General features: G+C 35.9%; 11 protein-coding genes and 1 pseudogene. All 12 read right to left on the bottom strand.

The genetic code is table 11. From position 1 onward, the window contains the following. Positions 1–49: 49 nt before the first annotated feature. Positions 50–2,422: a pLS20_p028 family conjugation system transmembrane protein gene (locus HMPREF2961_RS06570; protein WP_070704372.1), complete on the bottom strand. Its 2,373-nt coding sequence runs from the start codon at positions 2,420–2,422 to the stop codon at positions 50–52. After that, complete coding sequence (locus HMPREF2961_RS06565; RefSeq protein ID WP_002343097.1) at positions 2,419–5,028, bottom strand: VirD4-like conjugal transfer protein, CD1115 family; 2,610 nt, start codon at positions 5,026–5,028, stop codon at positions 2,419–2,421. Before HMPREF2961_RS06565 ends, HMPREF2961_RS06570 begins: the two co-directional genes overlap by 4 nt. Further along, the gene (locus HMPREF2961_RS06560; protein ID WP_002343098.1) at positions 5,028–7,079 is read right to left on the bottom strand and encodes a coiled-coil domain-containing protein; all 2,052 of its coding nucleotides are present in this window, start codon (positions 7,077–7,079) and stop codon (positions 5,028–5,030) included. The genes HMPREF2961_RS06565 and HMPREF2961_RS06560 overlap by 1 nt, the downstream gene beginning before the upstream one ends. A gap of 69 nt (positions 7,080–7,148) precedes the next feature. Next, positions 7,149–7,451, bottom strand: a complete 303-nt coding sequence (locus tag HMPREF2961_RS06555) for a hypothetical protein (protein ID WP_002295662.1) — start codon at positions 7,449–7,451, stop codon at positions 7,149–7,151. Positions 7,452–7,468: 17 nt separating this feature from the next. Then, positions 7,469–7,711 carry a DUF5415 family protein gene (locus tag HMPREF2961_RS06550; RefSeq protein WP_002305229.1) on the bottom strand — a complete coding sequence of 81 codons (243 nt, stop codon included), beginning with the start codon at positions 7,709–7,711 and terminating at the stop codon, positions 7,469–7,471. Next, on the bottom strand, positions 7,708–8,172 hold the full coding sequence (locus HMPREF2961_RS06545; protein WP_002310966.1) for a hypothetical protein: 465 nt from the start codon (positions 8,170–8,172) through the stop codon (positions 7,708–7,710). Before HMPREF2961_RS06545 ends, HMPREF2961_RS06550 begins: the two co-directional genes overlap by 4 nt. A gap of 26 nt (positions 8,173–8,198) precedes the next feature. Next, the gene (locus HMPREF2961_RS06540; RefSeq protein ID WP_002342426.1) at positions 8,199–10,289 is read right to left on the bottom strand and encodes an isopeptide-forming domain-containing fimbrial protein; all 2,091 of its coding nucleotides are present in this window, start codon (positions 10,287–10,289) and stop codon (positions 8,199–8,201) included. Continuing rightward, positions 10,286–10,546, bottom strand: a complete 261-nt coding sequence (locus tag HMPREF2961_RS06535; RefSeq protein WP_002293489.1) for a hypothetical protein — start codon at positions 10,544–10,546, stop codon at positions 10,286–10,288. Before HMPREF2961_RS06535 ends, HMPREF2961_RS06540 begins: the two co-directional genes overlap by 4 nt. Positions 10,547–10,558: 12 nt before the next feature. Beyond that, a complete protein-coding gene (locus HMPREF2961_RS06530; RefSeq protein WP_002302869.1) occupies positions 10,559–11,320 on the bottom strand; it encodes a pilin N-terminal domain-containing protein in 762 nt (253 codons plus the stop codon). A gap of 15 nt (positions 11,321–11,335) precedes the next feature. After that, a complete protein-coding gene (locus HMPREF2961_RS06525) occupies positions 11,336–12,088 on the bottom strand; it encodes a class C sortase (protein ID WP_002293487.1) in 753 nt (250 codons plus the stop codon). Next, positions 12,085–14,079: a pilin N-terminal domain-containing protein gene (locus HMPREF2961_RS06520; RefSeq protein ID WP_002335364.1), complete on the bottom strand. Its 1,995-nt coding sequence runs from the start codon at positions 14,077–14,079 to the stop codon at positions 12,085–12,087. The genes HMPREF2961_RS06525 and HMPREF2961_RS06520 overlap by 4 nt, the downstream gene beginning before the upstream one ends. 52 nt (positions 14,080–14,131) lie before the next feature. After that, positions 14,132–14,302 (bottom strand): annotated as a pseudogene (locus HMPREF2961_RS14625) (class A sortase); the annotation flags it as partial. Positions 14,303–14,335: the final 33 nt, after the last annotated feature.

Genomic DNA, 14,335 nt, shown 5'->3' with positions numbered 1-14,335 from the left:
ATGATTTCTCCTTTTCATACATAGAAAAAAGGCCTAACTTGTAGGCCTTTTATGGTTTGATATCCTGTTTGATATCCCTCAATAGTTGTTCTTTCAATTCATTGTTCCTGTTTTTAGTTTCTCTTGTCACATTTATTTTTGTTGGTGCAGTAAATGCCACATTTGCTGGTTTGTAACCTGTGTGAACTTTTTGAATAGGTTCTGGTGCAGCTTCTCTTGTCACAACATTTTGAACGGACGCATTCCCTGTCTCCCCACTTTCAGATAAATTGTAAGAAACAGTTGTCAGATTTCCATTTTCAGGCAAACGACTTGGTTTCATTTGAACATTACCTGCAGTTGATTGATGAACAAAACTTTGATCATTCTCCTTGAATTGATTCAAACGACTATCTTTCATTGGTAAATTTTGTGCCTTAGGTAAACCAATTTTCGTTGATTTTTCAGTTCCAACTTCGACTCCATTATCATTTGGCAGATCGATGGAATCATCATCCGTTTGTACTTCTTGATTTCGTTTTGGTAAATCTGAAATGCGCTTTTCATTTTCAGAATTAATGTTAGATTTATAACGATATTGTTCTGGATCTGTTTTTGGTAATTGACCATTTTGTCCTTCTTCTGAATTTTCGTTAGAATGCAACTCATCTTGGTGATCTTTGGCTGAAGGAATCGCTGCACCTTCTTGATTTTCTTTTTCGGTTGTTGTATTAGCTTTTACTGCTGCATTGACTTGTCCTTCACCATACGCATCTTTTAGTCCTTCTTTGACTTCTGAAGCTTTTTCTTTTTGTTTTTCTAGTGTTTCGGATGGATTCTTCACAGCTTCAGCCAATTCTTTGGCTCTCGTGCCATCTAATTTCTCTTCTAAGGTGTCTTTGGCTTTTTCTGTAAGATCTTCAGCTGTTCCTTTTAACCCACGTTCATTGACGTAACCAAGACCTTCTGCGGCTTTAGTAACACCATTTTTCGCTTTCCCGAACATTTCGGAAACTGTCTTTTTACTATTAGGTACTGTTGTAGCTTTATCGTCTGGTTGTTCTTCCCCATTATCAGTAGCAACATCTTTTCGATTGCCAAATCCATTTTTACGAATATCATTTAAATTGCTTAAACCACTCTTACCAGCACTTGCAAGGTTTTTAGCCCCACTACCCACATTTTTCGCAATATTTCCTAAGGCAAACATGCTAAGAAGAGAATTGCTGCCGTTTTTCAGACTCGTATCAACACCGAAAATCTTCGTAACCGATTGAGAGCCTTTGAATAGCGCAATAGTTAGCACAATTAAAGCAACAACATACAAGAATCCATTGATCTTTCCTACCGCATGCAAATCACCGATACCTGAAAGCATTAATGTATAGATTCGTAATTCTAAAATCGTAAACGCCAATAACAAGAAGGATTGAGAAATATCTTCTATAGCACTTTTCATCCGTTGTCCTGTCTCAAAGTCCGTTGACGCGGCAATTACTAAATAGAATTTTTTAAATACTAGCTCAATAATGCAAGTAACGATCGTAAACAAAATAAATAAATAGGCTACCGACAAAGAAGATTCCCCAGCTAAAATAATCCCTGGACTACTAATGTATCGACGATAGCCTGACGTATACACATGTTTTGCTAAACCTTCATCACTAATTTGAACAGGGATTTCTTTCCCATTATCGTCTAACTCTAGTCGATACTGTAATGCCTTTAACCGATCTTTTTGTACTGTACTAATATCACTTGATTCAGACATTTTCTTAGCTTGATCAGGTGTAATAATCCCATTGATATTCGCTGTTTTGAAATTTTTCGCCGTGAGAGCATTTCTTTTATCTGTTGGTAAGGATTCTACTTTATTCGGGTCAGTCGCTAGTAATGTACTGACATCAATCACATTATTTTGAATAATTTGAAAAGCAGGTGAACCCGTTTTATCTGCTTTATTTGCTGCAGTCACGTCTCCGTAAAAGTTTTTACTAATATTTAGCCCTTCATCGATTAAAGAACTACCACCAAAAATCAAAATCATGGCCATAAATAGATTAACCAAGATATTTTTGATTTTTGGTGGATGTTTACTCATAAAAAATTTTAAGCCTAAATAAATTAATGTGACGACACAAAAAAGAGCCAATACCTTACTAATCAAACTTTGAAACAGTTCATTAACACCAGCAGCGTTCAATAAGTCTTTTAAATCAAAGCTTTGATAAATTGTTTTTTCTAGTAAAGTATTGAGATTATATAACCCTTTAATCAAACCCCATAAAAAAGTATTACAAATCCAACTGAATACATCTTGATACTGCAGATAATTACCATAATCTTGTAAGACTTTCGTTACGGTTTTGGGATCTGCATCCCCATCCCCAAATAAGCCTGACCACCAGTCGGCAATGCCGGAAAATATTCCTCCAATGATCATTCTTTCACCGCCTTTTCAGCTTCTAGCAAAAGTCGTTTCCTTATAACCTCTGTAATTTCTTCATTTTGATGCAATTTTTCAAGGTATTCTTGCAAACGATCTATTTGCTTCTCTTCATAAAATTGAATAAGTAACTTTTGTGCCGTTGAGTTGTCTAAAGATTGAACGATTTTAATAAAAATGTTTTCTTTAGCTTCCTCTTCTATTTGATCGTGCATATTGTGATAAAGTCGACGTGCATAGATATCAGGTAGAAAATAATCGTAATCAATTTGTAAAGCCTTAAGATCCAAGTCCGCATGTGTACAATGTATGTCTATATCATTGATATCCCACGATGGATTGAAATCTTCAATATATTGATAAGCATAAGGAAGATTCGTTTCCCCATGATTAAAAATAGGATACGGCCGTATTTTATGACCTTTCAAATCTTGTCGTTTTAAAGGAGCGAGTACAATCGTTTCACCTTCTAAAAAAGTAGAAATCCTTTCAGGAGTTAAGATACGATCTGAATCAACATTGCGATTGATATGAGTATTCATACCTAATGAATTGGTGGTACTGTTCTCTTGTTCAACCGTCTTATTCCCCACTTTTTTGGAAAATTCTTCGATGGTATTATCGTCTGTCGACATAATATAAATATGTGTCTGACAATTTTCTTTGATAATCGCTGCGTTTTGTTCCCCATACTTCGCATAAAGTTGCTGATAGGATTGAATAAACAGATCCCACAACATGTTTCTACCAGCTGTGACTGTCATGATTCCTTCCATATTATCCATTGGTGGCATATTCCCAAATTCATCTAAAATAAAATGAATCCTACGGTGACATTTATCTCCTTTAGTCTTAACACATTGCGTAGATAATTCTTTATACAACTGACTAAGAAAAATACTAACAATGATATGGTTAGATGGATCATAATCAGGTGTGAGCATAAAAATAGCCATTGGTTTATCGGTATAGTGCATCCGAATAGACTCTACTAATAAGTTACTTTTATCCTCATCTAATGTTAGAACAGCTTCTTTTTCTAATTCTGGTAAATGGGTTTCTCCTCGTTTTTTTCGATAAACGATATTTCCCTCTTCGTCTTTCAATACTCTTTGAGAAAACTCATACCAAGCAACATATTCTTTTCCTTGATGATCGTATTTTAAGCAAACATGATCTCCCTGCTCTAAATGACAATCAAAGTTGATTTCACAAAAACCTCTATAACCTACTTTGACACGTTCCTCATGAAAATTTTTCCCTTGATGATAAAACTCTACAACAATTCGCTGATTTAACAGACTCTCGTGTAGTTTGAGATCCAAATACTTCGGAAAACCAATGGACTTATAATCAATGGTTGATTGAGAAGTCATTTTCGCAATTTTCGTTAGGGTAAATGGATTCAATCCTGTGATTGCCGTCGATAAAATATTCCCTTTTGCTTTATCAGAACCAATTTTTGTTGCCCCATATTGTTTTTTTGCTATGTTTCCAGGTGGTAACTGATTCATGAATTCATCTAAGGCATTGAGTTGTTTGTAATCATTCTCAGGATCTTGATAATTAAAACCGCCAATTTCAGAAAGAAGCTCAACAAGATTATTGGGTGTTAATTTGGAGTAATCCCCTGTTTGATCGGCTTGTTCTAACAACGCAAAAATAAGCGCATTTACAGCTTTCTGCGCATTTTCGTTAAAGTATTTGTTGTCTGAAGCATTGGCATCATAATAAATCGTATTCGTAAAAGTATTGGTTAACTGCGTTGCAGTATCTATGTCTCCTCGCTTCCAGTATTTCACGATGAGTGCCAATGGATTATCACTCATTGATTGCAGTGGATCGGTGATATTAAATGCATACACATCATACCCTCTAGCTTCTAGTTCATCTTTACTAGCAACATATAATTCTGTTTTTGGATCATTAACAACCATTGAACTTTGTCTTTCTGCACGAGACAAATTGTCAATGGTTGCTAAAACTTCTATCTGTCCTTTCCCTGAACGGGAAGTACCAACAATACAAGTATTTACTGTATCCGTCTGAATATACCAGTACTTTTTATAATGAGTAATTGGTATTCCGCCATAACCAGGAAAACCTCCCTTTGATTCTGGTATTTGCGGATAAATTTGTTGGATTTCCTTTAACGTTTTTAATCGGTTATCTCCTTTTTGCCCATCTGCTAGAGGACGAAACCACATGTCCATTTTCAATCCCATAAGTATAGCTGGAACAACACAAATCGTAGAAACAACTAAACGTGTGCCTAAACTTGTTGTTGGGGTCAAAGGATTCCAAAAACCAGTTGAATCAAAATGGAATAACTGCGGCATTTCTTGTAACTGAAAAATATTCACTCCTTGTAAACTTCCTGGAATAATCTCAAATCGATGAAATGCTTCTGGTATTCTTGTAACAACATAGTTTAAAGGAAGATAAGCTAAGCCACTATAAAAAATCTTTTGAGAAATACGTTTGTCATGTTTTTCTGGTAGCTCTTCTCCTGAAGGAGTATAGCGATAGAAATGAGAAAGATACCTATTCTTTTCTAAATTGAATCGTTTGTCTTTTCGTCTCGTTGTTTCTCTAACACGCATTATTTCACCTCATTTGATTCTGAACTTTCGGAAGTGTTTGATTGTACAGTTGAATCGCTTGATCCTTCTTTAGCCTTACTAGGATCACTCTCTTTGCTATTTTCCATACTTGACTCTGTTGTTGACTGATTGGTACGATTCAATAATTCTTCTAATTGTTGTTCATACTCTTTTCTTGCTTGTTCTTGGGCTTCTTCCTTGATTGACGTCGTTGTGGCCACAGAATCAGCCTGTGAAGATTGATTGATATGATTAAAAGCAAATACTGTTCCTCCACCTAGAAGCAAGCTTAAACTTGCAATACATCCCACCATCCATCCGTTAAAGGAACGCTGTGGTGAAGGAGTTAAATTTGCTTGGTTGTTCACTGGCGTTTGAACAGCAGCTACTGGTTGAGGTTGTGCTAGATAATTTAACTGTGCTTGTCGCAATGTATCCATTTGTTCTTGACGTTCCTTACGAGCAGCTTCTTTTTCCTTTTCTTGGTTTAACCGTTGTTTTTCTATTGCCATTTGTTGTTCCGCAAGATCCTGTTCACGTTTTTTTAATTCTAATTGTTCGCGCTCTTTTTCTTTTTGCCGTTGTTTTTCTTCTTGTTCTTTCAATTCTCGTTGTTGAATTTCATACTCTTTTTTCCATTTTGGAATTTGTACTTGTAATTCTTGCTGGATCTGCTCGTGTTTTTCCATAAGAACTTCAGTCGTTGTTTGATATAGCTTATTCAGTTGCTCATTTAATTCTTTGCTAATCTTTAGCTTATCTGTACGCAAACCTTGATAAAATTCTTCTTTTCGTTCTCTTATACGTTCTTTTAACAAGTTTTCTTTTTCTTTCGATAACGCTTCTTGATTCGTCTGAGTAAAATTATTGATCTTTTCTACACACAAGGAATACGCATTGTCGCGTTTCTTTTCGTATCGCTCTTTAATTTTTTGTACTTCTTCTTCAATCACTCGCTGTTCTTCTTTATTTAGTTCCTCTTTTGCTTTCTCCCAATTAGACGACTGTTCCGTCGCATACTCATTAATTTCTTGATCTGTTTCTTGTTGACGTTCTTCAAAGGTGGCTAATAAATCTTCTTGTGCAAGCTCATGCCAATTTGTTGATTGGACAGACTCTAACTGTTCTAAAAGTGTGCCTTTACCCTGTGAGATTAATTCTTCTTTACTCTCTAAAAATGCTTGATAGGTTTGGGGTAATTGATATTTCGAATAAATCCCATTTAAAAATAATTTGTTTTTTTCTTTCATCCATTCATGCTCTGGCGGATATTGATCCAAAATATAATCAAATACAGTTGCCTTTTGTATCTCTGTTTCGTTTTTCTCTACTTCTTCACTGATAAGTGGTTCAATATATTCCTGAGAATCCCCTTCAGTCCATATTGACTCTTCATTAGCTTCAACTGGATCAACTTCTACTTCGGCCGTCTCTTCATCCTCCATTGTTTCTTCAAAGGGATCTACCTCCAATTGACCCATCACATCGTTCTCTTCCTCAAATATCGATTTCTGAGTCGGAATATCAGCTTGTTCGTCAACATAGACTGTCTCTTTTTCTTTTGACTCCTTCTTTGGAAATATTGGTCGTTCCCATGGTACTTCTTCATTTACTTCGACTTCACTCCCTTGATTCACTTTTCTTTGGTCGCTCTCTAACTCTTCTTCTAAAACTTGTAAAAGTTTTTCGTTTCGATAAGACTCTTCCACACTCATAGTTTCATCCGTTTCTTTAAACACATCAAGGCGGATTAAATCCATCAATGTAGGATAGAAACCTTCTGAAATTTGATAATCCAGTGGGCCAAAAACGTATTCTGTACCAGCTTTCTCTATTTTTCCTTCTGTGTCATGTAACGTGAGAGTCAACTTAACAGAAGATCGACTTTCGTGTTCCAGTACTTTCCCTAACACATGTAGCTGTTCTTCCGTTTCAATGACAGAATATTTAATTGTTTTCGGTAAAAAAGAAGTACGCTTTCCTACTTCCTTCGTTGCTTTTTTTATTAACTCTTTATCTGTTTTGGTATTGCCTGCAATCGTAAAGTACATGAGTATTCTCCTTTCATAAAAAAGGAGTAAAAAGTATCGACTACTTCTTACTCCTACTTTTTTACTTTCTTATAATCCTTGAGGTGTTTGTCCAAACAATCCAAATAACGAAACCACAATAGAAGCTGCTGCTAAAATAACTCCTACCCCCATCAATACATAGCCTACGTGCATCTTCCCATTTTCAGCTCCTCTTCGTCCAAATAGGAAGAAAAGACCCCCAATAACAATGGAAGCAACGGCCGCAGCAGCAGCAAAAATCATCAGATTGTTTTTTAAACTAGTTGCGGCAGTTTGTAATGCTCTAAAAATATCAACCGCAGCTACTACTTTCGGTTGTGTTAAAAAATTCATTGTAATTGATTCAAACATAAAATTGTTCGCTCCTTTTAGTGTTTAATAATTTCATCGAAAACAAGCTTTTCACGTTCACGTTGATAGATATATCCTTCTAAGTCCTTGTCTTTTCCCCGTAATAGGTCAAATTGTGCTTTTTCAAGGACTTCTTGTTTCCACTGTGTTTCAGATACACCGCGGCGTTCTAAGATTTTAGACGCGGCTTTTTCAAATGGCGTTTTAGCTTTTGCCACTGTGATTCCTCCTTCAGGACAAATAAAAAGACTAGCAATCACTCGCTAGTCTTTTGTAACTTATATTTATTGGATTGTGATCCATCGTGAATCAATTTCTCTTTCGTTCGCTTTTCATCCTTGCTAGATCCAAGAAAAATTATTTTTTTTACGCCATTCTTCTCATAGGGAACAACAATAAATAAAGAATCAGATTTGTTTATAAATTCCCTAACACCAGCTGAATCTACTATTTTGTATCTTTCTAAACCTTTATAGTCTTTTTGCCTCTTGACTGTTATTTGTACAGGATCTGGATGCCATACACTCTCAGAGTATTCCCAGGTAGTCTCATCTATAATTTTCAAATTATAAACAAGACCACCTACTTCTTCTTTCCACATAGTTCCTGATTTCAATACGCCATTATCTTGATTAGTTTGTTTATTTTTTTCATTACTACATCCGACTAAAATAACAATCATGGCAATCAAGGAAGTAACTACTATTATTAACTTTTTCATTTTATTCATTCTTTCGTTTTTTTATTTTAAATGTATCTCAGAACCGCATAACTAAAAGTTGCTAACACAAGTAATAGTAAGCTGACCGCTGAAATCGTTACTAAATGTGTAGAACCTGTTTTAGGAACAATGACCTGTGGCAAGTTAGGATCAACCCCAATTGTCACAACATTTGTTTTATTAGAAACATTATCTACTGCTACTACGGCTTGGTTATCAATATTTTTTTCTGATTGTAATGGAGTTTTAGCTGTAAATATCAGCTGAATTTCTCGTCCATCTAAAAGATTGTTACTTAAGAAGTCAGCGGAAGCTTCCCACTTCAGCGTTCTTGAATTGCTATCATAGGTTAGTGTGCCTTCAGAAGTAATATCTTTTCCTTTACTCTTATCTATTACTTGCGCAGAACCTTCTTTATATGTCAAACGAGCTTCAATTGGATCTTGAATACTAAATTGTTTGTAGTGATCTGACGCAGCGTCTACGCCTTTTGTGTGCCATTTTTGTGTGACTAGATATTGTACTTCAGATCCTGCGTTTAAAGGAGCTGTCGGCGTACCCTTCTTACCGTCATTTCGTCCGCTTACATCTTTTCCATTTTGTTGTACTTCTTTCACTGGAATTTTAGGGAAATAAACGGTAATGATATTTGTATCCTTTTCTACTTTATTAATGATCGACGTTCCCTGATTTTTGGCTACACTATTTTGATTGGCCAATTCATTGACTTTTACATTGATCACTAATTCGTAAGTTTCGCCGTTATACTTCATTCGATTTTTTAATGTATCAGCTTTCGCTGCATATTTTACCTGGTGTTTTGTTTTGTCATAGGTCACTTCACCAGATACATCGAATTTTTTATTTGTACCACTTTCAACGTGTGCATCGACGTAATTTACTTCTTTTGGTAAATTATCGATTAACTCAAATCGATCGTAAACCGCTAGTAAATCCACTCCTAATCGATTCACCTTCTGTTTGATTCGATATTGAATCGTGTCTCCTACTTGCAACATTTTATCGTTCACGTTATTTCCATTTTTATCAACCCCTGTTTTTTCAGGTTGATCAGGAACAACACTAAAGATTGTCGCAGAAGATAAAGTAAACCAGGTTTGAACATTAGAAGAACCAATCACAAACGTCGGATTTGCTTCAGATATTTTAAAGGACACAGTACCTTGACCAAACTTCGGATCTCCTAATTTATCATGCAAATTATTGAAATCATTATCCGCTTGTGTCAGCTTAGAGCTTCCTCCTGGGTGGCCACCTACCACGTTCAGATTGTTGTAGAAAGATTTAAATTCTGAAAGAACCGTATCTTTTCTGACATACCAATCTGTCGTATTCATTTTGTCATAGTGGGCATATTCTCCTTTAAGATCCGTGCTTTTTCCTCCTGCAGGGTTCAAAGAGTTAAAACTGATAAATGTATCTCCTGAAAATTGAACGGGGCTACCGTCCTCATATGTGGCTACTAGCTGCACATTCATTTGTGTTGAATGGTAAACAATTCCTGAGAAAAGATTGTCTGAGATCCAAAGTACTGTTCTTTTTTTAGATTTACTCATTGCACCATTCGTATTTTTATAGCCATCGTCTCGAAAATGAGTTTTTGTATAATTGTTATCTAGTAGATTCCACGGCAACGTATCCGAGTATAAGTGAATATTAGATAGAACTAGCTTGATATTGACTTTTTTCCCGTTATACGTACCGATTTTTCCATAGTCAATATTGACTTTGGTGTTGGTTGTTACGCCTTCTAAAACAAGGTTTGTTTCACCGTATTCTTTTTGGAAAGAAGGATAGCGTATATTTTTGTTTCCCTCCACTAATCCTACGTAGTCGTCTGTAAAACCACCTTTGTTGGCATCAACATGATATTTGTAAACTTTTGACGCTCCGTTTACAGTAATATTTGTTTTTGCATTAGGAACATCTTTTGGAATAATAAAATTATTCTTTACGTTCTGGATTGGATTTGACGGATCGACAATAACTTTTTCAGCAAAGACATTGGCTGTTTTTAACCCAAACAATGTACCTAACATCATCATTATGGGAAAAACATATTTTAACCGTCTTGTCCACGAGTGTTTAAAATTCATCCCTTCATCCCCTCTTTTTTATAAATGACTAGTGAAATTCCGACAATAACGATCAAATTGATCGTAGTAAATAATGGATTCCTAATGAGCTTTTCCATAATATCTAGCGGCATGGAAGCAGCTGGTATGTTTAAAATCCTCATTAGGTATAGTTGGTAGCTTGGCAAAATAGATAGTTGAGAAAATAATAAACCGCAGTACAAAAAGACTGCGGTTAAACAAGAAAGATTGAATAATAATAATTTGATCAGTTTCATCTTATTTCTTCCTTAATCTCTAGAAAACAAGTGAGTAACAAAATCCCAACAATTCTCAAAGAAGTTTTTCTTTACGCCAGTAGATACGATTTTTTTTACTTCTTCTTTAGGTTGCGAAGCTTCTGATTTAGGATAAATCCACACATCCTTTAAGAATTCACCATTTTTATCAGAAACAGGTGTTAATAGCAAAATATCCTCGCTATTAGAAATGTTTTCAGGACTTGATTCATTGACAATATAATAAGCTTGTTTCTGATTTGCCTGTACTTCTACCGAGAATTCAAAGACACCTGTTTGTTGATCAATTGTCTTTGTTTCTCCATTAGAAATTAGCTTCAGTTGATCACTGGATAGTTTTTTCACTCGATCTTTTAATTGGGATTCAATTTGGTCAGTAGTGAGATCCTTAACATCCATCTTTTGTAAAATGTCCGATACATCATAAACAGAAAACTTCGCGCCATTTACTCCTTCTTGTTTTTCAAGCTTTTGCCCCTGGTTGTCTAATTGTTCGGAAGAAATAATCTTTTGAACGTGAATGGTCTGTTTGACTATTTGATCGTCTTCAGCAATTTTAGGTTCTTCTGAAGAATCAACTGTTGACGAATCGACGGTTTCATCGCTGCTTTGAATCGTGCTGCTATCTGACGTTTGGATTGTTTGTTCTGTGCTATCCGTGCTTTCTTGTCTGTCTGCAAACGTCAACTGTGTGTAGGCAGTGAAAGAAAAAAGAGCAGCTGCACAAACAAATAGCCATTTTCTATTTCTCATGTTGGTTACCCTCCTTTATTTTTTCTTTTTATAAACAAATAGCGAACCAATGATCATGACTGAAAGAAAAACAGTACTTCCTAAAAGCCATTTCCAAGATAATTTTTGTTTCTTATTTTCTTCATCTTTTAATTCTGATTTTGTAAAGGTTACTCGCTTCCCATACACTAGAAAACGGTGTGTGTTGATCCCCTTAGGCGTACATGTCATTAGCGTTACTCGATCTTCATTGGGATTTGGTTCTAAGTAAGTGACAAAGTTTCTTTGTAGTTCGTCTTTTTGCACTTCCTCAATCCGATCGATTTGATAAGCGTGCTGCTCACCATCAACTTTGATATAAAACTTTTCTCCCTTTTTTACTGAAGGTAAATCATCAAAAAGATTATCTTTATAAAGTCCACTATGACCTGCGATTAAAGGATTTTTACCGTTTCCTCCTGTAATATCACCAGTTCCTTCCGTAATACCTACACCATTTTCTAAAATTTTGTCGGACGTTCCGTCATAAATTGGTAGTTTTAAAGAAATACTTGGAATTGTAAGAATACCAACAGGATCGCCTAACTCAATCTTAGCAACATCCAAAGAAGAATCCGTTTCTGCTGCCGTTCCTGTTCGATCGATTGCGGCAATCTGCTGATTTTGTTGGTATTTCGCCACGCTCGCTTCAGCAGGCATCAAAAGTAAGACACCTACAGCTGAAAGTAACCAGAAAGCAATGATCCATTTACCCATGATTCGCTTTTTCTTAGGCTTCCTGATAATCATTGGTTTTGATCCTTCTTGGCTTTCTTCTTAAAGTAAACAACTGCAGAAAGTGCCCCTGCTCCTAGCAACAAGCAAGAGATTAATACATACGTTTGAAAACCGTTGCTACCGGTCATTGGTACGGAAGCTTTTTGATTGTTTTTGATCGTGATTCGGTTTTCTTCTTTGTATGAATCTTTGTCTACTTTGAAAGAGATCTCTTTCGTTAATTTTTGATAGTTTTCAGGCGCTTTTGTTTCTTCCAGTGAATATTCACCTTCAGTTAAACCAGTGATTTCAAAGTGACCTTCTTTATCTGATTTTAGGATCGCTGCATTTGCTACATCGTCTACCCATACTGCTTCTTTGACACCGTCTTTATCCGTATCAACTAATCCACCATAATATTTTCCTTCTGCGTTTTTAGCAGCAAATTCTGCGCCTTCAAGCGGTGTTGCTTTGATTCCTGTTCCAAATAGTCCGCTATCGACTTTTAAGAATTTTGCACCATAAGTCACAACGTCAGCTTTCGTTTTTTCGTGGTGTTCTTCCTGATTAAATGGATTGTTGTTATAAACGAAATCCACGCTATTTGTTAATGGATTGGCAACAGCTGCGCTGTCATTTACATACATGTTATAAGTCATTTGAAGATCTTGTCCGTGTAAACTTGCGACAGTATCACTTACTTGGCCATTATTCACGATAAAATCGATCACAAAGCCATTTTCTGAATTTTGGATTTTATAATCTGTATTTTCTTTTAATACCACAGATCCATCTTTATTTGTTACTTTGATATTTGCTTTAGCAGCGACATAAGAAAGTCCTTGTCCTGCTGTATCCCCCCATTTAAATACACTGTAAGGAGAAGTTTCGCTTTTCACGCCGTTTACTGTGATACCGTCTGCTCCGCCTGCAATGTCTGTTGGGATATGAATCGTTCCTTGATAATTTACTGCGTCACCAATTTGGAAAGAATGTTCTTGTCCTGTTCCATTTGTTACTGTTTTATCGATCACTGGTGCTTTATAGTTTACGTATGAAGCTTTTAAGTCACTTGTCACGCCATCATTCGTAATTTCAAAGGTTAATTTATTGTGCGCATCGTTGCGAGCGTCTGCGCCTAATAAATATTGATCTGCTGTTGGTTCTTTATCTGATCCCACTACAACTTCTGAAGGAACTTCCACAAAATAGTATTTTCCTAACGTCAAATCAGTAGCAGTCAGCTTTCCTTGATCATCCGATACAAGATCTCCTAATTTTGTTCCTTTTCCAGGTTCGCCCTTGTATAACTCAAATTTTGCCCCTTTTAAAGGTGTTTGTTTGCTTTGAGCTGTGCCATCGTCACCAAATTTCGTTAATTCAAAACTCAACTTAGAAACAATATTTTTAGGATATAAGTGAATGTCTTTTAAAAAACCTGAACCTGTATTATCAGTCATTGGCGCAATCACAACCATTGGTTTTGCTTTTTGTGTGACTAATCCAGCAGCGGATTTACTTTCATAAACCACATATACATTCCCTTTGGAATTGACATAGGCTGGTTGATCAGCAAAAGTGATCTCACCATTTTCATCTACAGCTGAAGTAATTTTATTGGTTGCATTCTTGACGTACTCACTGTTAGATCCCTTGTCTTCTACATCTTTAACGATTTCGTCCACTTTCGCGTTGGTTAGATCAGAATCTTCAGTCGGTAATACTTGATCCGTAATATTTCCTAACGTAAACTCAACATCACCATAATCTGCCTTGTTGTATTTCGTTACACCTGTAGGATATTGATCGTGCGTATAACCATCGTTTTTGATCCCGTCAATATCAACATTCAATTGCGTTCCTTGATCGTACATTAATTTATGAACCGTGATATTGACCTTCTCTGGTGGCGTTTTTTGCGTGACATCTTCTGCATATGCTCGATATCCCTGAAAACAGCCTGCAATGATTCCTAACATTCCAACAAGCATTCCAGCTTTTTTTACATACCGATTTATTGCCATTTTTTACTCTCCTCATTTCATATTTCAACGACTCGCGTTGATTACAACCTTGTTATTGTAGCTCTCCCTGTACCACGTATCTTTCTTTTCCTTGTGACGTATAAACACAAGTAAACAACGTTAATAAGGGTTTCTCTCCTTTCTTTGGTAAAGACAAGAAAGAGTTCTCTTCAGGAACGCCATCAATTAATTTAAAGTACTCAGATACGATAAATTTACACGTTGGATCTGTGTCAATAAAGTGGACTCATTTTTT

Source organism: Enterococcus sp. HMSC076E04, assembly GCF_001814285.1.
GTDB lineage: Bacteria > Bacillota > Bacilli > Lactobacillales > Enterococcaceae > Enterococcus_B > Enterococcus_B lactis.
This window is presented reverse-complemented; position numbering and strand designations above follow the sequence as displayed.

What these genes read in the sequence shown, in the direction of transcription:
- HMPREF2961_RS06570 (WP_070704372.1), bottom strand. Translation starts at nt 2,422, where the DNA reads ATGATCATTGGAGGAATATTTTCCGGCATTGCCGACTGGTGGTCAGGC.
- HMPREF2961_RS06565 (WP_002343097.1), bottom strand. Translation starts at nt 5,028, where the DNA reads ATGCGTGTTAGAGAAACAACGAGACGAAAAGACAAACGATTCAATTTA.
- HMPREF2961_RS06560 (WP_002343098.1), bottom strand. Translation starts at nt 7,079, where the DNA reads ATGTACTTTACGATTGCAGGCAATACCAAAACAGATAAAGAGTTAATA.
- HMPREF2961_RS06555 (WP_002295662.1), bottom strand. Translation starts at nt 7,451, where the DNA reads ATGTTTGAATCAATTACAATGAATTTTTTAACACAACCGAAAGTAGTA.
- HMPREF2961_RS06545 (WP_002310966.1), bottom strand. Translation starts at nt 8,172, where the DNA reads ATGAAAAAGTTAATAATAGTAGTTACTTCCTTGATTGCCATGATTGTT.
- HMPREF2961_RS06540 (WP_002342426.1), bottom strand. Translation starts at nt 10,289, where the DNA reads ATGAATTTTAAACACTCGTGGACAAGACGGTTAAAATATGTTTTTCCC.
- HMPREF2961_RS06535 (WP_002293489.1), bottom strand. Translation starts at nt 10,546, where the DNA reads ATGAAACTGATCAAATTATTATTATTCAATCTTTCTTGTTTAACCGCA.
- HMPREF2961_RS06530 (WP_002302869.1), bottom strand. Translation starts at nt 11,320, where the DNA reads ATGAGAAATAGAAAATGGCTATTTGTTTGTGCAGCTGCTCTTTTTTCT.
- HMPREF2961_RS06525 (WP_002293487.1), bottom strand. Translation starts at nt 12,088, where the DNA reads ATGATTATCAGGAAGCCTAAGAAAAAGCGAATCATGGGTAAATGGATC.
- HMPREF2961_RS06520 (WP_002335364.1), bottom strand. Translation starts at nt 14,079, where the DNA reads ATGGCAATAAATCGGTATGTAAAAAAAGCTGGAATGCTTGTTGGAATG.